The following is a 25301-nucleotide window of genomic DNA, read 5'->3' on the forward strand; positions in this document are numbered from 1 at the left end:
GCTCACTTATGTAGCTTCCCTCACCTGCTCCGCATCGGCCATGGCGAAAAACGCGCCCGCGGAGGCGATGCCGAACATCGCAGTACCATCGACCATCCGCTCCTCGCCCATGTCAACCAGATCGTAATAGACCGCCCGCGTCACCTTGGCCCATAGGTCACTGCGGACATGCAGATAGGGCGTCAACCCGCCGTCCTCAGCCATCTCGAATCGCAGCCGGTGTATGCTGTCACACTCCACCCAATCGTCCACATTGGTGCGAAACTTCAACACCGTGCCGCGCGTGTCCTGCTCCTTGAGCATCTCGACGGCGAGAAATGGGGCATCGTCCACGGTGATGCCGACCTTTTCCACGGGGGTCACGAGAAAGTGCTTGCCGCCCTCACGCTTCAGGATCGTTGAGAACAACCGCACCAATGCGGGCCGGCCGATCGGCGTCCCCAAATAGAACCACGTACCATCGCCAGCGATTCGCATGTCGAGATCGCCGCAGAATGGCGGATTCCACAGATGCACCGGCGGCAGGCCCTTGCCGGCTTTACCGTTGGCCGCCGCATCCTTCGCCGCAGTTGTCAGGCCATCCAGCCCCTGATTTGCGATCTGCCCTTGCTTCGCCATTGTTTGCCCTGACTTTACCACTGCCATTTGGCACGTTTGGTGCAAGTCTTGAACCTCAAGTCTTGAAACGTGCGGTGTCACATTCAAACTCGCCACAACGTGATGCAGTTCATAGCCGCATCCCGATATTGTGGGGATAGTTTAATTCAACAAATACATGGCCTTCGCTTAAGTTTAGCATCAGGTCCATGGAATACTAAGATGGCGTGACGACAAATGCGGCGGCGTGTTTCAGGCGCCGTTCACCCGAAGGAGCAATGGATGGCTGGCGCTGACAGTGTCGAGAAACTCGAAGACGTGATTGTCCGCTCCGCGGAACAGGTGGCTGGCCAGATGCGCGCCGCCAAGGAAGCTATCTCCACTGTCATCTTCGGCCAGGAACGCGTCGTCGAAAACACGCTGGTGACCATTCTGTCCGGCGGCCATGCGCTGCTGATCGGTGTTCCGGGCCTCGCCAAAACCAAGCTGGTGGAAACGCTGGGCGCCACGCTCGGCCTCGATGCCAAGCGCATCCAGTTCACCCCCGACCTGATGCCTTCAGACATTCTCGGCGCCGAAGTGCTGGACGAGAGCGTCGCCGGCAAGCGCTCGTTCCGCTTCATCTCGGGACCTGTCTTCGCACAGCTTCTGATGGCCGACGAAATCAACCGCGCCTCGCCGCGCACGCAATCCGCATTGCTGCAGGCGATGCAGGAACAGCACATCACCGTCGCCGGCGCCCGGCACGATCTGCCGAAGCCGTTCCATGTGCTGGCCACGCAGAATCCGCTGGAGCAGGAAGGCACCTATCCGCTGCCGGAAGCGCAGCTCGATCGCTTCCTGATGGAGATCGACGTCGATTATCCGGATCGCGATGCTGAACGCCGCATCCTGTTCGAAACCACCGGCGCCGAAGAAACCATCGCCAAGGCTGCCGTGACCGCTGAAACGCTGATTACCGCGCAGCGCCTAATCCGCCGTCTGCCGGTCGGCGACAGCGTGGTCGAAGCGATTCTTACATTGGTGCGCTCGGCACGTCCGGGACCGGACGCAGGCGATGCCAGCAAGCTGATCGCCTGGGGCCCAGGTCCTCGCGCGTCACAGTCGCTGATGCTGGCAGTGCGTGCCCGTGCATTGCTCGATGGCCGTCTCGCGCCGTCGATCGACGACGTGCTCTATCTCGCCGAACCGATCCTGAAGCATCGTATGGCGCTGACCTTCTCGGCGCGTGCCGAAGGTCGCACAGTCCCCGACGTCATCCGTCAGCTCAAGACGCGGATCGGTTAATGGCCGCAGCGCCGGATCACGCCACGCAGGAGATCATCGCAGTCCGCCGCGCCGATGGTGAAAGCCGTTCGCTTGCTGCGTCATTGCCACGTCTGGTGCTGGAGGCCCGGCGCATTGCTGCGACCGTCATCCATGGCCTGCATGGCCGGCGCCGCGCCGGCCATGGCGAAAGTTTCTGGCAATATCGTCGCTTCGTCTCCGGCGAACCGTCGCAGAATGTCGACTGGCGCCGTTCGGCGCGCGACGATCATTTGTATGTCCGCGAGCAGGAATGGGAAGCCGCGCACACAGTCTGGCTGTGGCCGGACCGGTCGCTGTCGATGGCCTTTGCCTCCAAGGGCGCGCGCGACAGCAAGCTCGAACGCGCGCTGATCGTCACCTTCGCACTGGCTGAATTGCTGGTGGCCGGCGGTGAACGCGTCGGCGTGCCCGGCCTGATGAATCCGACGTCCAGCCGCAGCGTCATCGACAAGATGGCGCAGGCGATGCTGCACGACACGACGAACCGCGCCAGCCTGCCACCTTCGTTTGTGCCCTCAGCACTGGCCGAGATCGTGGTGCTCGGCGACTTCTGGTCGCCGATGCCGGAGATCAAGGAGATGCTGGCCGGTCTGTCGTCATCCGGCGCGCATGGCGCACTGGTGCAGGTCGTCGATCCCGCCGAGGAGAGTTTCCCTTATTCCGGCCGCGTCGAATTCGTCGAGCCGGAAAGCGGCAATGTCATCACCGCCGGCCGTGCACAGACCTGGGCCGAAGACTACGTCGCCCGCGTCGCCGCGCATCGCGAGGAAATCCGCGCTGAAACCGCCAAACTCGGCTGGCTGTTCTCGACACACACCACCAGCCGCTCGGCGGCTGAGCTGCTGCTGTTCCTGCATGGCGGCATGATGGTCAACAAATCTGCCGGCGGCGGCAGCATGGTCAAGGCAGGACGTTCAGCATGATCGGTGGCTTTCCGCTCGCCTTCGCCCAACCGCTGCTGCTGCTCGGCCTGATCAGCCTTCCGGTGCTATGGTGGTTGCTGCGCGTGATGCCACCGCGCCCGCAGCGCATCGCGTTTCCGCCGACACGTCTGCTGTTCGATATCACGCCGAAGGAAGAGACCCCGTCGCGCTCGCCGTGGTGGCTGACACTGCTGCGCCTGCTGGCTGCGGCACTGATCATCTTTGCTGCCGCCGGCCCGGTCTGGAATCCGCAGACCGGAGCTGCCGGCAGCAACGCCCCGCTGACGATTTTGCTGGACGATGGCTGGAGCGCCGCGGCGAGCTGGGACGCTCGCGTCAAGGCGGCGGATGAGCTGATTGCCAATGCCGACAGCAATCGCCGCGGCGTGGCCCTTGTTCCGCTGTCGGAACCGAACCGCGACATCACAATGCTACCCGGCGGCACCGCACGCGTCGCGCTGCGCCAGCTCTCGCCGAAGCCCTATGCCATCGACCGCGTCGATACGCTGCCGGCGCTGGAGCGCTTCCTGAAGGCCACCGGCGACAGCGAAATCGTCTGGCTCTCCGACGGCGTCGACACCGGCCGTGGCGCGGATTTCACGCAAGGCCTTGCGAAGACCATCGGCGACCGCACACTGACCATCTATGACGGCGGCGCCACGCCGGCCCATGCGCTGGTCGCAGCGGAAAATGCCGCGGCGAAGATGACCGTGAAGGTGCTGCGCGCCAATAGCGGCGGCCCGGACGGCGGCGTGGTGCGCGGCCTCGACCAGAAGGGATCGCCGGTTGGCGAAGCCAAGTTCCTGTTCACACCGAACGACCGCGAGACCGAAGCCTCGTTCGATCTGCCCGTGGAACTGCGCAACGACATCGCGCGGCTTGAAATCACCGGCGAACGCTCCGCCGGCGCCGTGCAACTGCTCGACAAGCGCTGGCGCCGTCGCGCCATCGGCATCGTTTCGGGCGCCACCAACGATACCGCGCAGCCGCTGCTAGCCTCGACCTTCTATCTAACGCGCGCGCTGGCGCCATTCGCTGACGTCCGCCTCGGCGATCGCGGGGCGCCGCAACAGGCGATCACGCAATTTTTGGACCAGAAACTTCCGATGATCGTGCTGGCCGATGTCGGCACGCTGTCGCCGGAAATCCGCGAGCGTCTGAATGCCTGGATCGATGCAGGCGGTGTGCTGGTGCGCTTTGCCGGCCCACGCCTCGCGCAAGGCGATGACGATCTCGTCCCGGTTAAACTGCGCCGCGGCGACCGCAGCCTCGGCGGCAGCCTGACCTGGGAGAAGCCGCAACATCTGGCGTCCTTCGCCGCCGATGGTCCCTTCGCCGGTCTGCCTGTCCCGAAAGACATCACCGTGAACCGCCAGGTGCTCGCCGAGCCGAACGCTGCGCTGGCCTCAAAGAGCTGGGCGTCGCTGGTCGATGGCACGCCGCTGGTCACCGGCGAACGCCGCGGCAAAGGTCTCGTCACCCTGTTCCATGTCAGCGCCGATATGCGCTGGTCCGATCTGCCATTGTCTGGCACCTTCGTCGAAATGCTGCGCAGGGTCGTCGATATCTCCGGCTATACGTCCACGCCCGGCGCAGGTGTCGCCGGCGAGACCGGCGCGGAAACGGTTGCGCCGCTGCGCACCCTTGATGGTTTCGGTGCCTTCACCCCGCCGCCATCGACGGCCAAGCCGCTCGCCGCTGACTATCGCGACCGCGCCACGCTCGATCACCCGCCGGGCTTCTATGGCCCTGCCGATGGCCCGCTCGCGGTGAATGCGCTGGCATCGGCCGATCGCATTGAGCCTATCGATTTCTCAGGCCTGAAGGCCAACCGCGCCAGCTACACCAATGCCGAACCTCGCGACCTTCGCGGCATCCTGCTCTCCACGGCGCTGGCGCTGTTTTTGGTGGACGCGATCATCGTCGCGCTGCTCGGCGGTGCCATTGCCGCGATGTTCCGTCGCCGCGCTGTATCTACCGCACTCGCAGTTGCTCTCGCGCTGACGAGTGTGATCGGCGCGCCGACGCCGTCACGCGCCGATCCGGCCAGCGACGATTTCGCAGTCAAGGCGGTGTCTCAGACGCGTCTGGCCTATGTCGTCACGGGGAATGCCGATGTCGACTCGATCGTGAAGTCGGGTATGACCGGACTGACGCTGTTTCTCGCGCAGCGCACAGCATTGGAAGCCGGCGAACCGGTCGGTGTCGATCCTTCTCGCGACGAACTGTCATTCTTCCCGCTGATCTACTGGCCGATCATTCCCGGCGCGGCCAAGCCGCCGCAGGAAGCCATCAACCGCATTGACGCTTACATGAAGCAAGGCGGCACGGTGCTGTTCGACACCCGCGACGCCGTCGAGGCGCCGCCCGGACCTAATGGCGAGTCGCAGACGCCGGGCATGCTGACGCTGCGCAATATCCTGTCCTCGCTCGATGTGCCCGAGCTCGAGCCGGTGCCGCGCGAACATGTGCTGACCAAGACCTTCTATCTTCTGCGCGACTTCCCCGGCCGCTTCAATTCCGGACCGACCTGGGTCGAGACCCTGCCGCGCGACGATGGCGATGACGCTGCCTCGCGTCCGGCTCGCGGCGGCGACGGCGTATCGCCGATCATCATCACCTCGAACGATCTCGCCGGCGCCTGGGCAATGCGGCCGGACGGCCAGCCGATGCTGCCGCTGACGCCCGGCGAACCGCGGCAACGCGAATTCGCGTTCCGCGCCGGCGTCAACATCGTGATGTACACGCTGACCGGCAACTACAAGGCCGATCAGGTGCACGCGCCGGCGCTCATCGAACGTCTCGGACAATAGGAGCGCGACATGCAATACGGCATCGCGTTTACGCCCCTCGTCCCGACCATCGTGCTGTGGATCGGCCTCGCCGCCATCGTCGCGATATCAGCATTGCTACTGCTCGGCCGTGCACGCGGTGCCGCCGTGCGTGTGGCCGCATTGGCGCTGATCCTGTTGGCACTCGCCAATCCCTCCTTCACACGCGAGGAGCGCGAGCCGCTCACATCGGTCGCCGCCGTCGTCATCGACAAGAGCCCGAGCCAGAATTTCGGCGCGCGCACCAAGGAAACCGAGGAAGCGCAGAAGCAGCTGGTCGACCGGCTGAAGCAGGTCAAGGGCCTCGAGGTCCGTGTCGTCGAAGCCGGACAGGCTGATGGCGAAACCGACGGCACCAAATTGTTCGGCGCACTGTCCTCCGCTCTCTCCGACGTGCCGACAGACCGTGTCGCGGGCGCCTTCCTGATCACCGACGGCCGTGTCCATGACATCCCGGCCAATGTCGCGGGTCTCGGCTTCAATGCGCCGGTGCATGCGCTGATCACCGGCCGCAAGGACGAACGTGATCGCCGCATCGCCATCACGGCTGCTCCCAGATTTGGCATCGTCGGCCAGTCGCAACGCGTTACGTTTCGCCTGGACGATCAGGGTGTCACCGGCGAGCGCGCCCGTGTCGCCATCCGCCGCGACGGCGATACGCTGAGCGAGCGCACGGTGCTGTCGGGCCAGACCGTGTCGGTCGATATTGACATCAAACATGCCGGTCCGAACATCGTCGAGATCGAAGCCTCGCCACTCGACAACGAACTCACGCTGGTCAACAACCGCGCCGTGGTCGCCATCGATGGCGTGCGCGACAAACTCCGCGTGCTGCTGGTCTCCGGCGAGCCGCATTCCGGCGAGCGCACATGGCGCAACCTGCTGAAGTCCGATGCCTCGATCGATCTCGTGCATTTCACGATTCTGCGCCCGCCGGAGAAGCAGGACGGCACGCCGATCAATGAGCTGTCGTTGATTGCGTTTCCGACCCGCGAACTGTTCCAGCAAAAGATTCACGAATTCCAGCTGATCATCTTCGATCGCTATGCCCGCCAGGGCGTGCTGCCGATCGCCTATTTCGACAATATCGCGCGCTATGTCCGCGCCGGCGGCGCCGTGCTGGTGTCGGCTGGTCCCGACTATGCGTCGAACACCTCGATCTGGCGCACACCGCTGGATTCGGTGCTCCCTGCCGAACCCGTCGGTGTCAGCGAGAAGCCGTTCTATGCGCATCTCAGCGATATCGGTAAGCGTCACCCGGTGACGCGCGGGCTCGAAGGCTCCAATTCCGAGCCACCGAAATGGAGCCGCTTCTTCCGCACCGTCGAGACCCGCAACACCACCACGCCGCCTGTGATGACTGGCGCCGACGGCCAGCCGCTGCTGCTGCTGTCGCGGTCCGGCGAAGGCCGCGTCGCGCTGCTGCTGTCGGATCACATCTGGCTGTGGGCGCGCGGCTATGAAGGCGGCGGCCCGCATCTCGATCTGCTCCGTCGCACGTCGCACTGGCTGATGAAGCAGCCGGATCTCGACGAGGAAGCACTCAAGCTGCAGAGTCAGGGCAAGGATCTCGTTGTGCTGCGCCAGACCATGGGCGACGCCGTGCAGCCCGTGACTGTGACCTCACCATCAGGCAAGACCCGCGAACTGACGCTGTCAGCCGGCGAGCCCGGCCTGTGGCGCGCGACCACGCCGGCCGATGAACTCGGCCTGTGGCAGGCCACCGACGGCACGCTGAAGGCGCTGATCAATGTCGGCCCGATCAACCCGAAGGAATTCTCCGAGGTCACCTCGACCACCGAGATGCTGAAGCCGCTGGCGCAGGCCAGTGGTGGCGACGCCCGACGGATCAATGAAGGCTCGGGCGTCGAGCTGCCGCGCATCGTGCCGGTGCGCTCCTCGACCGTCTTCCGTGGCGACGGCTGGATGGGCGTGCATATGCGCGATGCCAGCGTGGTCCGCGGCGTCGGCGTGCTGCCGATGTTTGCCGGCCTGATCGGGCTGCTGCTGCTGCTCGGCGCATTCGCTGCGACGTGGCTCCGGGAGAGCCGATAGCACGAACCAATGGCGGCGCGGGTCATTGCGCCGCGAGGTTCATCTCCCGCGTGAGACGCCCCCATTTGGCGCTTTCCGAGCGGATATAGGCCGCGAAGGCTTCCGGCGTCATTGGTGCCGGCTGTGCACCGATCGTCCGCAGCTTCTCGATCACGTCCGGGTCTCCCAGAGCCTTGACGAAGGCGGCATTCAAGCGGGTCACGATGTCACCAGGTGTCGCGGCGGGAGCCACGAGGCCGAACCAGCCCGTCGATTCAAACCCGGCAACACCTTGCTCATCGAGTGTGGGCACTTCGGGAAGGAACGGCACGCGCTTGGCACTGGTGACGCCAAGTGGTTTCAGTCGCCCGGCACGGATCAATTCCAGCGAACTGGGGATGTCCAACACCGCAAGCGGGATATGCCCGGCAAGGACATCGGTCACCGCAGGCCCTGTGCCCCGATAGGGAACGAGCGTCAGTTTGACATTCGTTGTTTGGAGAAACAGCGCAGCCGTCATGTGCATCACGGTGCCGTTGCCGCCATAGCCCACCGATAGTTGTCCGGGCTTTGCAGCAGCAGCCGCAAGCGCTTCTTTGAGCGTAGCAAATGGGGCGTCAGGCGACGCAACCAGCACAAACGGGATATCGGCAAGCAGCGTAATCGGTGCCAGATCCTTGATCGGATCGAAAGACGTCGCCGGGCTGATATGAGGGTTGATGGTCAGTGCGCCTGCCGGCGCCACGCCTAAGGTGTAGCCGTCAGGCTTCGCCTGCGCCACCGCCTGCATGCCGATATTGCCGCCCGCGCCCCCGCGATTTTCGATGATGAAGCCCTGCTTCAGGTCTGCAGCGATCACCGGCTCAAGCGCACGAATGAAGATGTCGGCGCTGCCGCCTGGCGGAAAGGTGACGACAATCTTGATGAGTTGGTCAGGATAGGCGGCCCACACGGGCGTCGTCGTACCGACCACGATCGAACTGGCGGCGCCTGCAAGCAACATCCTGCGGGTCGGAGCGAATACAGTCATGCGATTGCTCCCGAAACAGTATGCGAGGCTGAGTTTTGGTGCGGGGCTGCGCTCCGATGCGTAGACGCGGTTCTGCCCGTGATGAGATCAATCAACGCGTCGGGGTCCGGCGGAGGGAGGCGACCACGCCAGGCAATATGCTGATCTGGCCGCACCAGCAGCAATGCTTCAGCGGGTTGCCCTGCATCGACATCCGCGATCGACAGATCAATCAGCGTCAGAGGAACTCCGTTGCGGCGCGCGGACTCTCTCAGCGCAGTCACGTCGCAAGTCGGATCGTAGCGCAACAGCGTATAGCCGGGCCCCATCGCGTCAAAGATCGAACGGCCATCGCTCAGCCAGACATGCGGCATCCTGGCGCCCGGCACCGTCGAGGGTTCAAAATCGCCCATCGTATAGGCCGGAGGTGCCTCGCCATCATAGGCGATGACCGGTGACTGATCGTAGAAGTAGCCGAAATTGAGCCCCGCGCAGCAGTATTGCTTCACGTTGAGATCATAGGCGGCGCGGCCGATCGCGGCACGTGCCGCCGCACCCGCTTCGCTGTCTTCCTCGATCACCGTAGGCACGGCACCGCGCTGGCTGATGCTGGCCAGCGCATGCTCCATCGCAAACCGCGACACCTGATCGGTGATCGGCTGACGTTCGGCCGCATAGGCATCGAGCAGACCGGCATCCGCCCAGCCGTTGAGATGCGCTGCAAGCATCCAGCAGAGCGAAACCGCATCCGCGATGCCGGCGTTCATTCCATAGCCGGCGTAAGGCATCCACAGATGCGCAGCATCCCCGCAGATGAAGGCGCGGCGGTCGCGGAAGCGATCGGCGACAAGACGGCGCCCGACCCAGTCTTCCTTGCTGACGACCTCGTAATTGAAATCAGGCCCGACGCCCAGAATTGTACGGATGGACCAGTCGCGATCGACCGAGTCGAATTCCGGCTCGTCCGGCTTGAGGTGATTGTGGATCAGCCACCGGTCATGCCCGTCGATGGCAACGACAGTGCCGGTCCGGCGCGGGTTGAGCGCCAGCACCATCCAGGCTGGTGTGTGGGGCTGCATCAGGGTCTTCAGATCCGGCGCATCGATGAGGGTCGATTGAACCCGCTGGATCACAGGCGTTCCTACAAATGACGCGCCGATCAGCTTGCGTGTCAATGAGCGGCCGCCGTCACATCCAATGAGAAAACGGGCACGGATGGTGAAGGATCGGTCCTCATCGAGCCCACGGGCCTTGACCGAGACGCCCGATATGTCCTGATCGAAATGCACCATCTCGGTGCGGGACAAAATCGTGATCCTGGGATTGGCGGCCGCGTTCGCAAACAGAACAGGCTCCAGATAGATCTGGTTGATGCGGTGCGGCGGTTCAGGCGTCGGCCACCACGTGTCAGGTCCATCCGTTGCGGTGTAGCGCGTGGCGCGCGACGGAATGACGATCCGGCTGAGTTCGATGCCCGTTGCGGTGGTGCGATACGAGCAATCGTTGGGAAAGTCGGGCGGCAGACCGGCGTCGCGGATTTGGGTCACGATGCCAAGCCGGCGAAAAACCTCCATCGATCGCGCCGAAACATGGTTGCATTTGACATTGGGCGGCTCGCCGGCGTGCCGCGTCTCGAGCACGATCACGTCTATCCCTCTGGATGCGAGGTCCAGAGCAGCGGTGAGGCCCACAGGCCCTGCGCCAACGATAACGACGGATGTCTCATAGTCTTGCATGGCTGGCTCCCTCGACCGCGTCTGCGCGCGTTACGTTGAAGCTACCCGCAACTCTTGATAAGAGAAGTCGCTTTTCCAGTATTGATTGATAAGATTACCTCATGAATATCACCCTTCGCCAACTGGAAGCACTGGTCGCGGTCAGCCGCACAGGCTCGATGACGCGCGCAGCTCAAGAACTTCACATCACCCAAGCGGCGGTCAGCCTGCTGCTCCGCCAGCTTGAATTGCAGTTGGGCCTGCCAATGTTCGACCGCACGACACGGTCGTGTATACCGACCGCAGCCGGACGCGACGCAGTTCGAGCCGCAGAGCGTATGTTGGGCGACGCGCTCAGCCTCACGCGTCAGATGCGCAGCCTGTCGGAAGCACGGAGCGGCACAGTCGTCTTCGTCGCATCGGCCGGTGCAGCCTCCGCGCTCATGCCGGCAGTGCTCGCGACATTCCGCACCGCTTATCCCGACGTTGATGTCATCATGCGCGATGTCGCATCCGATCAGCTTGTAAGCGCGCTGCTCGCGTCGGACGCCGAATTCGCCATCGGCAGCGTGGATGGCCCGGTGCCCGAGGTGACGCTGACGCCTCTGGTGAGAGGGCGTCTCAGCGCCATCGGCTGGCCGGGTTGCCCGATCGCAGCGATGCAAACGCTATCGTGGGATGAACTCGCGACACTACCGACCATCGCGATGCGCCGCGACACGCTGATCCGAGCACAGATCGACCGACGGCTGGGGCGCGATGGCAAGGTGCTCATCCCGACCCACGAAGTGTCGCTCATCAACACGGCGCTTTCGATGACGGCGAAGGGCATCGGCTATGCGATCTTGCCCTCCTATATGATGCCGACCGAGCAGTACCCAGGTCTGATCGCTTTCCAGCTCGTGCGCCCGGCGATCACGCGGCAACTGTCCTGGATTCAGCAGACCGGCCGCAGCCTGTCGCCGGCAGCGCTGCAATTTCAGAAGATGACGGCGCGTGTGCTGGCCAGCGCGCATGCGACAGCCATTGCAAGGCGCGCGACGGTGTAACGCGCAATTTCGGTCCCTCTCATCATCAGCGTGGATTGGCCAACATCCATCGACGCGAAGCGTTGCCGTAATCCCACAGCAGGCCGGGTTTCTGTGTCCGGAGATGACTGGCCGTTGACACCCGGCCGCCTGTCGCGCGATGTTACATTATAACATCGGTGCTGGCAGACCTCTCCGCCGACCGATGCCGGGGCAGCCTGTCGGCATGAAGTGGTTTCGCGCGAATATCAGGAATGGGGCAAAGCTGGCGCTGTTCGCGCTGGCGGTGCAGCTCGTTCTGTCGTTCGGCCATGTCCATGGCGGGACGGTGCACGCGGCCCCTCTCGACACCGCCATCGCCCTCTCTGCCGGCGAAGCTGCGCAGACACCGGCCGCTCCAGATACTGACCACCATCACCGCGGCGCCGATCCCTGCGCCATCTGCGCCGTCATGGCGATGGCCGGTACAGCGCTGTTCGCCGCGCCGCCGGTCCTGCTGTTGCCGCAGGCTGCCGTCCTGCTGCAGCGGATCGCCGAGGCTGAATTCGACCATCTCGACGCCATCAGCGGCGCGTCGCAGCCGCGCGGCCCTCCTGTTTCCTGACACGACCTTTGACGATCGCTGCCGCGAATTCCTCGCAGGCAGCGTAACCGAAGTCAGATTCGCATCACCGCGAGTCCCGGCTCAAGCGCACAAACCGCGCCGCCGGTGAAGTCAGGACAAACCTATGTCGATTCAATTCAAGCGCGCCCTCCTGTTCGGCACATCTGCCGTGGTGGGACTGAGCTGCCTCCCGCAATCCGCGCTGGCGCAGACGCAGCTTCCCGCCGTGGAAGTCACCGCGCCAAGCCCGATCGTGCGCCGCAAGCCGGTGCCGTCACGCACCGCGCATACTCATGTCACGCGCCCCGCGCCGAACCGCAATGCCGCGCCGGTGCCGGTCGAGGCAGAGCCGGCCGTGCAGGCGCAGCAGGGCGAACTCCCGATCGTTACCGATCAGTTCGCCACCGTCACCGTGGTGCCGAATGACGAGATCCGCCGTTCCGGTGCCTCGACGCTCGGCGACCTCCTCGCCAACAAGCCCGGCATCACCGGCTCCGGCTACGCGCCCGGCGCCTCGAGCCGGCCGATCATCAGGGGTCTCGACGTCAATCGCGTCGGCATTGTCGAGAATGGCATTGGCAGCAACGGCGCATCCGATCTCGGCGAAGATCATTTCGTGCCTGTCGATCCGTTTGCCGCCAATCAGGTCGAGGTGATCCGCGGCCCGGCGACGCTGCGTTACGGCTCGCAGTCGATCGGCGGCGTGGTCAGCGCGTCCAACAATCGCATTCCCGACGCGCTGCCGAACTGCGCCGTGGCGGCGCCGTTCCAGAGCTATGGCATGCCGGTGAAGGCGCCGGCCGCCGGTCTCGCGGCGCCGGGCTGCATGAATGCCGAAGTCCGCACCTCGTTCAGTTCAGTGGATCGCGGTGTTGATGGCGGCATCCTGCTCGATGCCGGCGGCGGCAATGTCGCGGTTCATGCCGATGTCTATGGCCGCAAGGCCGGCGACTACAATCTGCCGAGCTATCCTTATGCCGCGCCCGGCCTTGCCTTCAACGGGCGTCAGCCGAACTCGGCTAACCAGTCGGCCGGCGCATCGGTCGGCGGCTCCTACTTCTTCACCGGCGGCTATATCGGCGCGGCGATCACACAAAACAACACGACCTATCGCATTCCGGGCGTTGAAGGCGCGCAGGTCGGCACCCGCATCGCCGGCCAGCAAACCAAGTTCACGGCCAAGGGCGAATATCGCCCGGATGCCGCGGCGGTCGAAGCGATCCGCTTCTGGGTCGGCGCGACCAACTACAAGCACAACGAGATCGGCCTTGCCGACGCCAGCGATCTCTTGTCTGACGGCGTGCGCCAGACCTTCACCAACAAGGAACAGGAAGGCCGGCTCGAAGTGCAGATGATGCCCTTCAACGCGCGCTTCGCCACGATCACGTCGGCCTTCGGCCTGCAGATCAATCATCAGGAGCTGACGGCACCGAGCCCCGACGATATCGGCAGCCCGCTCAACGGCCTGTGGGATCCGAATAAGAACACAAGGATTGCCGGCTACAGCTTCAACGAGTTCAAATTCACCGAAACCACGAAGGCGCAGATCGCCGGCCGCATCGAGCATGTCGAACTGTCAGGCACGACGCCATCGTCGATCCCGAACGAGTTCGATCTCAATGCCGATCCTGGCGCGATCGGTCCGGCGGTCGGGCGTAACCTCACCTTCACGCCGAAGAGCGGCAGCATCGGCCTGATCCAGGACCTGCCCTGGTATGGGCTCTCCGCCAGCATCACCGCGCAATATACCGAGCGCGCACCGAAGCCCGCCGAACTGTTCTCGCGCGGCGGACATGATGCGACCGAGACCTTCGACATCGGCAATCCCAATCTCGGCATCGAGACGGCGAAGTCGGTCGAACTCGGCCTGCGCCGCGCCGCCGGTCCGTTCCGCTTCGAGCTCACCGGTTACTACACGCAATATAGCGGCTTCATCTATCGCCGCCTGACCGGCAACACCTGCGGAGACGGAGTCTGCCAGGCGGGGCTTGGCCTCGAACTGAACCAGGCGATCTATTCGCAGCGTGACGCCATCTTCCGCGGCGGCGAATTCCAGAGCCAGCTCGATGTTGCGCAGATCTATGGCGGCACATGGGGTATCGAGACCCAGGCCGACATCGTGCGCGCGACCTTCAGCGACGGCACCAATGTGCCGCGCATTCCGCCGGTGCGTGCCGGCGGCGGCCTGTTCTGGCGCGATGCCAACTGGTTCGCGCGCGTGAACTTGCTGCACGCTTTCGCGCAGAACGACATCGCTGAGATCGCGGAGACGCCGACATCGGGCTACAACCTGCTGAAAGCGGAAGTGAGCTACAAGACGCTGCTCGATCCGCGCATCTACGGCGCCAAGGAAATGACCCTCGGCGTGGTCGGCAACAATCTGTTGAACGAGACCATCCGCAACGCGGTGTCCTATAACAAGGACAATGTGCTGCAGCCCGGGCTGAACGTGCGGGCATTTGCTAGTGTGAAGTTCTGATTGGTACTCGTCGTTCCGGGGCGTGCATTCAGCGCGGCTGAATGCGCGAACCCGGAACCTCATGCGGTTCTATCACTTCGAGATTCCGGGTTCGCTCGCAGCTAACGCTGCGCGCGCCCCGGAATGACGGCTTGGATCAAAAAATTACTTCGCCGCGTCCCAATCCGGCCGAACGGCGCCGGCGAGACCCGTAGCGGCGCCCTCCACCAGCTCGAGCACAAGCAACCGGTTTTGATCGACCGGACCCGGCATGGTCACATTGCCCTTAGGGATCGCCTTGAAGCCGACCCGGCGGTAATAGGGCTCGTCGCCGACCAGCACGATGAGCTTGTGCCCCTTCTTGCGCGCATCGGCGATGGCGCGGTCCAGCAGCTTGCGGCCGACGCCGCGGCTGCGGAATGGCGGCTCGACGGTCAGCGGCCCGAGCAGCAGTGCCGGCGTATCACCCACACAGATCGGCAATTGCCGGACCGAGCCGACCAGCAGCGTGCCGATCCGTGCCGTGAAAGACAGGTCGAGCAGATGACCGACATGTTCACGCAGCCGGTAGGCTGATAGCACGTAACGGCCCGGGCCGAAGGTGCGGGCATGCAGCCGTTCGATGATCTGGGCGTCGTTGGCGGTTTCCGCCAGGATGGTCAGAGAAAGGTCATTCATATCGGGAGGCGGGATAGCATTTGGCGGGCGCGCGGTCCATTGCCCGGGCGGACGGGATCAGATCCGCCAGGTAGCACTGATCGGCTTGCCGTCGAAGATCTCGGCCAGCCGCAGCCGGGTGCCCTCGGTGGTGTCGTGAGGCAGGGCATCGAGGGCGAAGAAGCCGGTTTCGGCGATTTCGCGATTGGGCTCGGGCAACCAGTCCTGCCGGAACTGCCTGACCACATAGACCGCCACATGATCGCGGATCGAGACGTGACTGTTGAGAAAGACACCATGCAGAACCGGCTCTCCCGTGAGTTCGATGCGCCCCTCTTCCCGCAGCTCCATGTCTAGCGCCTCGCGAAAGGTCTGGCCGACTTCGACGCCGCCGCCGGGTAGATACCAGCCGGTGACATAAGTGTGCCGGACTAGAAACACGCGATTGTCAGCGTCCAGCACCACGGCGCGGACGCCCAAGGTCATGCCGCGGGCGAAGCGGAAATACAGATGCACGAATTTGCGCAGGGTCGGCTCCAGCCGCTGCCGCAACGTCGGTGAGGTCATCGCGGCAAATTCCTGGCTGGCGACACGGTGGGTGCTTGCGTCATATGCCCCACCTTGCCAAAACATGCAGGGATTTCACAGGCATGAGGGCGCATTGAGCCGGCTTGTTCACATACGCGCAGGGGCAGATCGCTTCTCATGACCGCTTTCACCCTCGCCCATCTGTCCGATCCGCATGTTCCGCCGATGCCAGAGCCGCAATGGCGCGAGCTCCTGGGGCAGCGCGTGCTCGGCTATCTGAACTGGCGGCGTAACCGGCACCTGATCCACCGCCGCGACATGCTGGATGTCATCGTCAGCGACATGCAGGCGCAGCAGCCGGACCATATTGCCGTCACCGGCGATCTCGTGAATCTCGCCCTGGATGCCGAATTCCCGCGCGCGCGCCGCTGGATCGAGAGCGTCGGCACACCGGACAAGGTCTCCCTGGTCCCCGGCAATCACGACGCCTATGTGCGCGGGGCATCGGAGCGCTTTGCGGCAACCTTCGGCGACTATATGCGCAGTGACGGCACCCCCGATACGCGCTTTCCATTTCTGCGTATCCGCGGCCCGCTGGCTCTGATCGGCGTGTCGTCGAGTGTGCCAACCGCGCCGTTCATGGCGACGGGCTCGCTCGGCGACGCACAGCTTAGGGCGCTCAACATTATGCTTGGCGGCCTCGCCGACGCTCATCTGTTTCGCGTATTGCTGATTCATCATCCGCTACGCTCAAAGCAGAAAATGAAGCGACTGACGGATTCCGAAGCGCTGCAAGCTGTGCTCAAGCGCCACGGCGTCGAACTGATCCTGCACGGCCACGACCACATTCATTCGACCATGTGGTTCGACGGCCCACAGCGGCGCATTCCCGCAATCGGCGTGCCATCGGCATCATCGGTTGCACACGGCCACAAGCCGGCAGCCGCCTACAATCTGTTCGCCATCGAACGCGACGGCGAACGCTGGCGCTGCGAGCAGACGGTGCGAGGATTCGGGGGCAGCAATATGGTACACGAGCTGACGCGGACGATGCTGGTGTAGCGTGACTAATGTCCGCGCACGGACACGAACAGCGCGAGCGCAAATAGTCCCACGACGCCGACAATCACACCGAACACGAACGGCCAGAATCTGCTGCGCGGCTTCTTCACCGCCGTCGCTACCTCCGGCGCCGGCATTGTCACCAGCGCGTGCTCGCGCTCGATCATGCGGCGCGCGATATAGTCGGTGACCGCCTTTACGATGGTCGGAACGTCATGCGCCTCGGCCAGCACCACGCGGCCATGGCGGGTGTCCTGCACGAAGCGATACATGCGCTTGTCACGCCCCATCGCCACATGAGCGACCATGTCAATCCACAGCCGCGGCGTGTCGCCCTGGCTGATGCCCCGGTCGAACATCTCGATGCCAACAGGAATCTCGGCGAACAGCGGATCGAGCGCTTCATTGAGGATCTCCAGCCGCGCCACTTCGGCATCGCGCAGCTCGACGACGACACCGGTGCGATCGGCCGCCTCGATGCGGGCCTGACGCAACGCGTCGCGCAGCCGCTGCGGCCTGACTTCCTCGACAGGCTTCGTCCCGTTACTCGCCACGCTGGACCCCTTTCTGGCTGCCTGAGCGCGCCATCCACCGGGCAGTAACCTATCAGTAACCACGAGTGCCGGAAAGGCCGTTTGTTTCCAGAGGCTTGGCCGCTAAACGCATCAACGGCCCCACCCGGTTTCCCGGATAAGGCCGCTGATATCCTTGGACGTCTTCTTATGGGCAAATCAGCGACAGGCTTGAGGCGAGCGGCGGCACTGGCGCCGCTCGGGATCTCAGCTTCAGGCGACCCGTCGGTCCTAAGCGACCTGGCGGCTCGGCTCTTCGACGATGGAGAAGCGGACGCCGGCGCGGTGGCGATTCTCTTCCGACACGGTCTTCCAGGCTTCTTCGGCCTGCTTGCGTGTCTTGAACGGGCCCTGCACCTGGGCCGAGCCTTCAACCAGCTTGTGGAAGTTCATCGAACCGAACTCGCCGCCGATGACCCAGAAATTGCTACCGTGTGACATGTCGTGCTCCTGTTCATTCCTTAAATCGACATTCGTGACATGCGATGCATTCACCGTGTGAACAGATAACGCCATGTCGGGCAAAACCACCAGATGCCTTGTGTTTGAATGGTGATGTGATGTAACATCACGACTTGTAATAAATGTCATTTTGTCAATTTTGTCATAATCAACGACCCAGTGGCGAGTCGGGGAACCAGGAATTGGCGCGGATGGCGGGCGAGTCTGGCAAGAAGCTGTTCGTGGGGCCGCGCTTCAGGCGGATCCGGCAGCAACAGGGCCTGTCCCAGACCCAGATGGCAGAGGGCCTCGGCATTTCGCCGAGCTACATCAATCTGATTGAGCGCAACCAGCGGCCGGTCACCGCGCAGTTGCTGCTGCGCCTCGCCGAGACCTATGACCTCGATCTCCGCGATCTCGCGACGGCGGATGAAGATCGCTTCTTCGCGGAGCTGAACGAAATCTTTTCCGATCCGCTGTTTCGCCAGATCGATTTGCCGAAACAGGAATTGCGCGACCTCGCCGAACTCTGTCCGGGCGTCACGCATGCGCTGCAGCGGCTCTACGCGGCCTATACCGAAGCGCGGCGCGGCGAGACCATGGTGGCGGCGCAGATGGCCGATCGGCATGAAGGCGCGCCATTCGAGGCCAATCCGATCGAGCGCGTGCGTGATTTGATCGAAGCCAACCGCAACTACTTCCCCGAACTCGAAGCGGCCGCCGAAAGCCTGCGCGACGAGATCAACGTGCCGTCGCAGGATCTGTTTGCGGCGCTGAGTACGCGACTGCGCGACAAATATTCGATCGTCACTCGCATTATGCCGGTGGATGTGATGCGCGAGACGCTCAGACGTTTCGACCGACATCGCCGGCAGCTGCTGATCTCGGAAATGGTCGATGCGCCCGGCCGCGCCTTTCAGGCCGCGTTCCAGATCGGCCTCGTCGAATGTTCATCGCATTTCGAGACCATCATCGGCCGCGCCGGCCCGCTCGACGACACCACACGGCGGCTCTATCGCATCACGCTGGCCAACTATTTTGCAGCAGCGACGCTGATGCCCTATGCAGCGTTTCATGCCGCCGCGGAAGCGCTGAGCTATGACGTGCAGGTGCTCGGCCAGCGTTTCAATGTCGGATTCGAGCAGATCTGTCATCGCCTCACCACACTGCAGCGGCCGAATGCGCGCGGCGTGCCGTTTTTCATGCTGCGCGTCGACAATGCCGGCAACGTCTCGAAGCGGTTTTCATCCGGCACCTTCCCGTTCTCGAAATTCGGCGGCACCTGCCCGCTGTGGAACGTGCATTCGACCTTCGACACGCCGGACCGCCTGCTGAGCCAGGTAATCGAACTGCCCGATGGCAGCCGCTATTTCTCCATCGCACAGACGCTACGCCGGCCCGCAGCGCCGCATCCGCAGCCGCAACCGCGCTTCGCCATCGGCCTCGGCTGCGAGATCCGCCATGCCGGCAAGCTCGCATATTCAGCAGGCCTCGATCTGGAGAAGACTGAAGGCACGCCGATCGGCGTCAATTGCCGCCTCTGCGAGCGCGAGAATTGCAGCCAGCGCGCCGAGCCGCCGATCACGCGCAGCCTGATCCTGGACGAGAATACGCGGCGGGTATCGTCATTTGCTTTCAGCAATGCGCGGGAACTATAATTGCAAGGTCTTCCCGATCGCCCCTAACTTTGAGGCCATTGATGACGTTGCTGGTCCGGGAAATGCTGCCGTCCGAAGCTCACGTCGTCAGCACCTATTTCCACAATGCCACGCCGGAATTCCTGGAAACGATGGGCGTCGATCCGACCAGGATGCCGCCGGCGCTGATCTGGCAAGAGCGTATCGGCCAACAATATGCACTCCCGCCGGAACGCCGCGCGGCCGTTGTCGCGCTGTGGCTAATGGATGATCAGCCCATCGGATTTTCCAGTTGTGACAAGATCGTCTATGGCGAAAGCGCCACCATGCATCTTCACGTGCTGCACCCGGATAAACGGCAGAGCGGTATCGGCACTCGATGCGTCCGCCAGAGCGCCGCACTTTATTTCGATATGCTGAAGCTGAAATCGCTGTTCTGCGAGCCGAATGCCTTCAACATCGGGCCGAATCGAACCTTGCAAAAAGCCGGCTTCAAGTATGTGAAGACCCATATGACCGTACCCGGACCGTTGAATTTTCATCAGGCCGTAACACGATGGGTCCTCGAGCGCTGATGCTTGTATGACATGTCATGGCCGGGCTTGACCCGGCCATCCATCTTGAATGTTAGTGTGGGAGAAAGATGGATGCCTGGATCAAGTCCGGGTACGACAGCGGAGAGGTCTGGTTCATGCTGCGAATGTCTGTGCGATTCACAATTCTCGTTGCAGCATCTGCCCTTATCTCCTTCACCTCCCCCGCTTCCGCGCAGCGCGCAGCGTCCTGTCATGGCGGCCAGAGCTTCGATCAATTCCTCGCCAGCCTCAAACAGCAGGCCGTTGCTGCCTGTGTATCGCAGCGGGCGATGGCGGAAGCGGCGCCCTATCTCGTCTACGATCAGGGCATCGTCAATCGCGACCGCGGGCAGCGGGTGTTCGGGCAGTTGTTCACGCAATTCGCCGGCCGCATGGCGGCGGATTACCGGATGCAGAACGGGCAGTTGAAGATCAAGGCGAACGCCGCAGCCTTTGCGCGCGCCGAGAAGGAATATGGCGTGCCGCCAGCGGTCATCGCCGCGTTCTGGGCGCTGGAGAGCGACTTCGGCGTGCAGATGGGCAATCTGCAGACGCTGCGCTCGCTGGTGTCGCTGGCCTATGACTGCCGGCGCTCGAAGATGTTTCAGGACGAGACCATCGCCGCGCTGAAGATCATCGATCGCGGCGACCTGTCGCCGGCCGAGATGATCGGCTCATGGGCCGGCGAGCTCGGCCAGACGCAGTTTCTGCCGACGCATTATTTCAACTATGCCGTCGACTACGACGGCGATGGCCATCGTAATTTGCTGCGCAGCCCCGCCGACGTAATCGGCTCGACCGCTCACTATATTTCCACCGGTTTGAAATGGCGGCGCGGCGAGCCATGGCTGCAGGAGGTGCGGGTCACCGACAACGTGCCGTGGGATCAGGCCGATCTCACCATCCAACTGCCCCGCGCGAAATGGGCGTCATTCGGCGTGAGTTATCCCGACGGACGGCCACTGCCGAACGACAGCATGCCGGCATCGCTGCTGCTGCCGATGGGCCGGCACGGCCCCGCCTTCCTCGCTTACGCGAATTTCGCCGCCTATACCGAATGGAACAATTCGCTGATCTATTCGACGACAGCAGCCTATCTCGCCACCCGCATCAATGGCGCCTCCAAGATGCGGCAGCCCTCCGCCCCTGTCGCCCAGCTGTCACATCCCGAACTGCGCGAGCTGCAACAACTGCTGGCGAAGCGCGGCTTCAATGTCGGCAAGATCGACGGCATCCTGGGCCAGCAGAGCCGCACGGCCGTCAAAGCCATGCAGGTCAAATTCGGCCTGCCCGCGGACTCCTGGCCGACGGCTGAACTGTTGGCGGCACTGAAATCCGGGCGCTAGAGCCTGATTTATCTGATCCGAGAAACGGTATCCACATCTCGGGATCACGCTCGAAATTTCTTCTCTTTTGTAAGGCTGGGGCGGTTGAATTCGGCTGGCCGCGCCCCAAGTCCATGCAGCAGCATCTTTCTTGACCCTTCCGGGTCGTCACCGCTGCGCAGCCGCAATTGACCGAAAAAGAGCATCACATGTCATTTTACGATTCCGCCGTGCCTGCTTATCTGCAGATGCTCGGCAGCCTCTCCGCCATTCTCGACAAGGCTGAGGCCCACGTCACCGCGAAAAAGATCGAGCCGGAAGCCTTGCTCGGCGCGCGGCTTTATCCCGACATGCTGCCGCTCTCTCGCCAGGTTCAGGTCGCCTGCGACCAGGCGATGCGTGGTTGCGCCCGGCTCACCCAGAACGAACCTCAGTCGGTACCGGACACCGAGAAAACCTTCGGCGAATTGAAACAGCGTCTGGCCAAGGCGATGGACTATGTGAAGGGCTTCACGCCGGCTCAATTCGAAGGCGCCGACGCACGCGAGGTCACGTTTCCGATCGGCGGCGGCAAGACCACGACCATGACGGGCCAGCAGTATCTGAGCAGCTTCTCGCTGCCCAACTTCTACTTCCACGTCGCTATCGCCCACGGCATTCTCCGGCATAGCGGCATCGAGATCGGCAAGCGCGACTTCCTCGGCGCGTAGTAAGCCGGACCATCACCAAAGGATATTCGGCTACTGGCCGACCGATAGAGAGATCATGATCATTCAATCCGTCATCGCTACGATCGCTTTATCCTGAACCAACGACATGCAGCGCAGCGGTATTGCCAATGCGCTGCATGATGCCCAATTCGATTTCACCTTTCATCGACTGGATCATTCATCATGAGCACGTCCAAACTCTTCGAACCCTACAAGCTTGGTGCGAACACGCTGACCAATCGCACGGTAATGGCCCCGCTGACGCGCAATCGCGCATTGCCGGGCAACGTACCGAATCCGCTAGCGGTCGAATATTATAGCCAGCGTGCCAGCGCCGGCCTTCTGGTAACCGAAGGCACACCCGTCTCGCAGCAGGGCCAGGGCTATCAGGACGTCCCGGGCGTCTACACCAAGGAGCAGATCGCCGGCTGGAAGAAGGTGACCGAGGCCGTGCATGCCAAGGGCGGTCATATCTATATGCAGATCTGGCACGTTGGCCGTATCTCGCATGTCAGCCTGCAGCCGAATGGCGGAGCGCCGGTGGCCCCTTCGGCGATCCGCGCCAACACCAAGACCTTCGTCAACAACACCTTCACCGACGTCTCGGAGCCCCGCGCGCTGGAGCTGGGTGAAATTCAAGGCGTCATCGACAGTTTCGCCCGCGGCGCTGCCAATGCGGTCGAAGCCGGCTTCGACGGCGTGGAGATCCATGGCGCCAACGGTTATCTGCTTGAGCAATTCGCGCGTGACAGCACCAACAAGCGCACCGACGCCTATGGCGGTTCGCTCGAGAACCGCGCCAAACTGATGCTGGAAGTGGCCGCGGCAGTTGCCAAGGAAATCGGCGGCGACAGAACCGGCATTCGCATCTCGCCGGTGACGCCGGCCAACGATGCCGCCGCCGACACGCAGGCGCAAAAGCTGTTCGACTACATCACCGACGGGCTCAGCGCCGAGAAGCTGGTCTATCTGCATGTCGTCGAAGGCGCGACCGGCGGTCCGCGCGACGTGGCACCGTTCGACTATGCCAGCCTGCGCAAGCGTTTCAGTGGAACGTATATCGCCAATAACGGCTTCGATCTCGCGCTCGCCAACAAGGTTCTCGCGGCCGATGCCGCCGACCTGATCGCCTTCGGCAAGCCGTTCATCTCGAACCCGGATCTGGTCGAGCGCCTGAAGAGCGGCGCGCCACTCAACGATGCCGACAAGGCGACGTTCTATGGCGGCGGCGCCAAGGGCTACACGGACTACCCAACGCTGGCTGCGGCGAAGTAAGATCCGCTATCGATAAAGTGAAAAGGCCGGGATCGTCCCGGCCTTTTCTGCTATTTGTGCGCTTGCAACGCGCTTCGTAAATTCTCCATCTCGTGCCGCAACGACGCGGCGACGCCTCAACAGGTTCGACATGACGCAGCCCACATATCCCGCTTCCATGAAGGCTATTGCCTTCGATCACTTCGGCGGGCCGGAGGTCTTGCGATATGTCGGGCTCCCCTCGCCCTCCGCAAGGCCAAACGACCTGATCGTGCGCGTCGCGGCTGCCGGGATAAACCAGGCTGATATCAATTATCGAAAAGGGAAGTATGGCAAGGAGCCTAACTTCGGCGATTCCGACCTGACGGGCCTGGAGATTGCCGGAACGGTTATCGATACCGGCGAAGCCGTGACGCAATTCAAGCCGGGTGACCGGGTCATGGGGATCACGGGCGGTGGCGGCTATGCAGAGTTTGCACGGATGGATGCCGGGCTGGCGATACCCGTCCCGACCTGGATGACGGATATCGAAGCGGGAGCCATTCCCGAAGCCTTTGTTACAGCCCATCAGGCACTCTTTCATCTCGGGCGCCTGCAAAAAGGCGAGCGGGCTCTGATCCATGGTGCAGGCGGGGGCGTCGGCTCTGCAGCCGTGCAACTGGCGGTTCTATCCGGAGCGGGCTCCGTCATCACTACAAGCAGCGACGAGAAACGTACGAGGTTGCTGGCTCTTGGCGTCGATCTGGCGATCAACTACCGCGGTGAACAGTTCGAAAACGTTATCGCGCAGCTGTCCCCCGATCCCGGCGTCGATGTGATTGTCGACTTCGTCGGAGGCCCTTATCTCGAGCGCAACATTCGTTCACTGCGGCCGGGCGGACGCCTGATCCAGATTGGCGTCTCCGGTGGATCGCAAGCAACGCTCCCCCTCGATCTCGTGCTCTTCAGGCGACTACGGATTGAAGGGACGGTAATGAAATCCGTCTCTCTGCATGAGAAGCGGAATATGGTTGGGCGTTTCGCGGAGCGATGGATGCCAGCGCTCGTGGAAGGTGAATTGAAGCCGATCATCGACCGGACATTCGCCTTGCGCGAGGCCGAAGAGGCGCATCGCTATCTAGAACGCGCTGCGCACTTCGGCAAAATACTCTTGATCCCCTAAAGTCGGAAGCGGCAGCGCAATAGCGTCTTGTAAGTTCCTGCGCCTCCGGCATGCGGGGCGCATATACGTTCGTTGCTATGGCGCAAACGCAAGCATGCGAACAGCAAGCTACCGCGTGATGGAGGAATGTGGGCGGTGCTGCCAGAACAGTGGTGTCGTTCCCGTTAGCGAACGTCGGATGGATGCACTCGATAGCTGAGGCGCCCTCGTCACTGCAAAGGACATAGCATGAAGATCCTCCTTGATCAGATACTCTCTCAATCGGCCTATTCGAGCGAGATCGACGTTCCCATCGAAAAAATCGATATCGCCGACTGGCTGTTCAACCTGCCGGAGGCCGAATATCAGCGCTGCTGCCCGCCCGACCACATCTCCGCCGGAACGACCAGTACCGACGATGGACGCCGGATGTCCATCAATGTCGAGCAGATCGGAGCCGGACTGGTGATACAGCATTATGTGGCTGAAGAGGCGACGCCTACCTATTGCCGGATGAATTCGATCTCGGACGTGTTCACCGCGAGCGGGCGCACACAGGTCAACGTCATCTGGGAGCTGATCGCGGAGCCACTGGATGCCAGCCGCACGCGTTACACCAACCGCGTCACCTGTCATCCGACAGACGCATTCATGGCGTTTATCGCCGAGCGCGGCCAGACATACGAGCAGGCAGCGGCAGCGCGGCAGGCCGCTGGCGGCGATCACAACAATCGCGAGACACCGCTGTTCGCAGCCAGCATCGCCCGCAAGGCACTGGCGACCGAGATTTGAGATGAGGATCGTCATTACGGTCCCTGTAATGACGACAGCAGGAGTGCTGGCAGAAAGAAAAGGCCGGGATCACTCCCGGCCTTTGTGTTTATTGAGTCAG

The 25301-nt window shown here is 62.9% G+C and carries 22 protein-coding genes; 15 read left to right on the forward strand and 7 right to left on the reverse strand.

The window, feature by feature from the left end:
- Positions 1-6: 6 nt before the first annotated feature.
- Positions 7-618: a DUF1285 domain-containing protein gene (locus AC1DUY_RS24255; protein WP_175368682.1), complete on the reverse strand. Its 612-nt coding sequence runs from the start codon at positions 616-618 to the stop codon at positions 7-9.
- Positions 619-879: 261 nt separating this feature from the next.
- On the opposite strand from AC1DUY_RS24255, the gene AC1DUY_RS24260 reads away from it, so the two are divergent.
- Genes AC1DUY_RS24260 through AC1DUY_RS24275 form a run of 4 tightly spaced genes read left to right on the forward strand, consistent with a single transcriptional unit; the run spans position 880 to position 7714 of the window.
- A complete protein-coding gene (locus tag AC1DUY_RS24260) occupies positions 880-1884 on the forward strand; it encodes an AAA family ATPase (RefSeq protein WP_478117695.1) in 1005 nt (334 codons plus the stop codon).
- The gene (locus AC1DUY_RS24265) at positions 1884-2828 is read left to right on the forward strand and encodes a DUF58 domain-containing protein (protein ID WP_175368681.1); all 945 of its coding nucleotides are present in this window, start codon (positions 1884-1886) and stop codon (positions 2826-2828) included. The genes AC1DUY_RS24260 and AC1DUY_RS24265 overlap by 1 nt, the downstream gene beginning before the upstream one ends.
- Positions 2828-5641: a DUF4159 domain-containing protein gene (locus AC1DUY_RS24270; RefSeq protein ID WP_175368850.1), complete on the forward strand. Its 2814-nt coding sequence runs from the start codon at positions 2828-2830 to the stop codon at positions 5639-5641. The genes AC1DUY_RS24265 and AC1DUY_RS24270 overlap by 1 nt, the downstream gene beginning before the upstream one ends.
- 9 nt (positions 5642-5650) lie before the next feature.
- On the forward strand, positions 5651-7714 hold the full coding sequence (locus AC1DUY_RS24275; protein WP_175368680.1) for a hypothetical protein: 2064 nt from the start codon (positions 5651-5653) through the stop codon (positions 7712-7714).
- Between the two features lie 22 nt (positions 7715-7736).
- On the opposite strand, the gene AC1DUY_RS24280 is transcribed toward AC1DUY_RS24275, so the two are convergent.
- Together AC1DUY_RS24280 and AC1DUY_RS24285 are read right to left on the reverse strand one after the other, a co-directional pair.
- Positions 7737-8723 (reverse strand): Bug family tripartite tricarboxylate transporter substrate binding protein, encoded by a 987-nt coding sequence (locus tag AC1DUY_RS24280; RefSeq protein ID WP_246297868.1) that lies wholly within the window; start codon positions 8721-8723, stop codon positions 7737-7739.
- The gene (locus AC1DUY_RS24285; RefSeq protein WP_175368679.1) at positions 8720-10438 is read right to left on the reverse strand and encodes an FAD-dependent oxidoreductase; all 1719 of its coding nucleotides are present in this window, start codon (positions 10436-10438) and stop codon (positions 8720-8722) included. Before AC1DUY_RS24285 ends, AC1DUY_RS24280 begins: the two co-directional genes overlap by 4 nt.
- Before the next feature lie 101 nt (positions 10439-10539).
- Between AC1DUY_RS24285 and AC1DUY_RS24290 the strand changes: the two genes are divergently transcribed.
- The 3 genes from AC1DUY_RS24290 (at position 10540) to AC1DUY_RS24300 (ending at position 14528) form a co-directional block, all read left to right on the forward strand.
- Complete coding sequence (locus AC1DUY_RS24290; protein ID WP_175368678.1) at positions 10540-11466, forward strand: LysR family transcriptional regulator; 927 nt, start codon at positions 10540-10542, stop codon at positions 11464-11466.
- Positions 11467-11671: 205 nt separating this feature from the next.
- Positions 11672-12049 (forward strand): DUF2946 family protein, encoded by a 378-nt coding sequence (locus AC1DUY_RS24295; protein ID WP_175368677.1) that lies wholly within the window; start codon positions 11672-11674, stop codon positions 12047-12049.
- A gap of 124 nt (positions 12050-12173) precedes the next feature.
- A complete protein-coding gene (locus AC1DUY_RS24300) occupies positions 12174-14528 on the forward strand; it encodes a TonB-dependent receptor (protein WP_478117699.1) in 2355 nt (784 codons plus the stop codon).
- A gap of 144 nt (positions 14529-14672) precedes the next feature.
- On the opposite strand, the gene AC1DUY_RS24305 is transcribed toward AC1DUY_RS24300, so the two are convergent.
- Together AC1DUY_RS24305 and AC1DUY_RS24310 are read right to left on the reverse strand one after the other, a co-directional pair.
- Entirely contained in the window at positions 14673-15185 is a 513-nt protein-coding gene (locus tag AC1DUY_RS24305) for a GNAT family N-acetyltransferase (protein WP_093759621.1), read from the reverse strand.
- A gap of 57 nt (positions 15186-15242) precedes the next feature.
- A complete protein-coding gene (locus AC1DUY_RS24310; RefSeq protein ID WP_478117701.1) occupies positions 15243-15731 on the reverse strand; it encodes an NUDIX domain-containing protein in 489 nt (162 codons plus the stop codon).
- A gap of 138 nt (positions 15732-15869) precedes the next feature.
- Here AC1DUY_RS24310 and AC1DUY_RS24315 point away from each other — a divergent pair, with 138 nt between their 5' ends.
- Positions 15870-16754 (forward strand): metallophosphoesterase family protein, encoded by an 885-nt coding sequence (locus AC1DUY_RS24315; RefSeq protein ID WP_478117703.1) that lies wholly within the window; start codon positions 15870-15872, stop codon positions 16752-16754.
- A 5-nt stretch (positions 16755-16759) separates the two neighbouring features.
- Here AC1DUY_RS24315 and AC1DUY_RS24320 read toward each other — a convergent pair whose 3' ends face one another.
- Positions 16760-17308 carry a hypothetical protein gene (locus tag AC1DUY_RS24320; protein WP_309947764.1) on the reverse strand — a complete coding sequence of 183 codons (549 nt, stop codon included), beginning with the start codon at positions 17306-17308 and terminating at the stop codon, positions 16760-16762.
- A 249-nt stretch (positions 17309-17557) separates the two neighbouring features.
- Positions 17558-17767 carry a DUF4170 domain-containing protein gene (locus tag AC1DUY_RS24325; protein WP_068733054.1) on the reverse strand — a complete coding sequence of 70 codons (210 nt, stop codon included), beginning with the start codon at positions 17765-17767 and terminating at the stop codon, positions 17558-17560.
- A 212-nt stretch (positions 17768-17979) separates the two neighbouring features.
- Between AC1DUY_RS24325 and AC1DUY_RS24330 the strand changes: the two genes are divergently transcribed.
- The 7 genes from AC1DUY_RS24330 to AC1DUY_RS24360 all read left to right on the forward strand — a co-directional run bounded on the left by AC1DUY_RS24330 (position 17980) and on the right by AC1DUY_RS24360 (position 25201).
- Positions 17980-19425, forward strand: coding sequence for a helix-turn-helix domain-containing protein (locus AC1DUY_RS24330; protein ID WP_478117706.1), 1446 nt, complete (start codon positions 17980-17982; stop codon positions 19423-19425).
- A 62-nt stretch (positions 19426-19487) separates the two neighbouring features.
- Positions 19488-19979, forward strand: a complete 492-nt coding sequence (locus AC1DUY_RS24335; protein ID WP_478117708.1) for a GNAT family N-acetyltransferase — start codon at positions 19488-19490, stop codon at positions 19977-19979.
- 116 nt (positions 19980-20095) lie between these two features.
- Positions 20096-21325, forward strand: coding sequence for a lytic murein transglycosylase (locus AC1DUY_RS24340; RefSeq protein ID WP_478117710.1), 1230 nt, complete (start codon positions 20096-20098; stop codon positions 21323-21325).
- Between the two features lie 188 nt (positions 21326-21513).
- Positions 21514-22014, forward strand: coding sequence for a DUF1993 domain-containing protein (locus AC1DUY_RS24345; RefSeq protein WP_092139718.1), 501 nt, complete (start codon positions 21514-21516; stop codon positions 22012-22014).
- Between the two features lie 183 nt (positions 22015-22197).
- Complete coding sequence (locus AC1DUY_RS24350) at positions 22198-23289, forward strand: alkene reductase (protein WP_478117712.1); 1092 nt, start codon at positions 22198-22200, stop codon at positions 23287-23289.
- 130 nt (positions 23290-23419) lie between these two features.
- Positions 23420-24430, forward strand: a complete 1011-nt coding sequence (locus AC1DUY_RS24355) for an NAD(P)H-quinone oxidoreductase (protein ID WP_478117714.1) — start codon at positions 23420-23422, stop codon at positions 24428-24430.
- A gap of 228 nt (positions 24431-24658) precedes the next feature.
- Entirely contained in the window at positions 24659-25201 is a 543-nt protein-coding gene (locus AC1DUY_RS24360) for a hypothetical protein (protein ID WP_478117716.1), read from the forward strand.
- Positions 25202-25301: the final 100 nt, after the last annotated feature.

Source organism: Tardiphaga sp. P4_G1 (assembly GCF_056401215.1).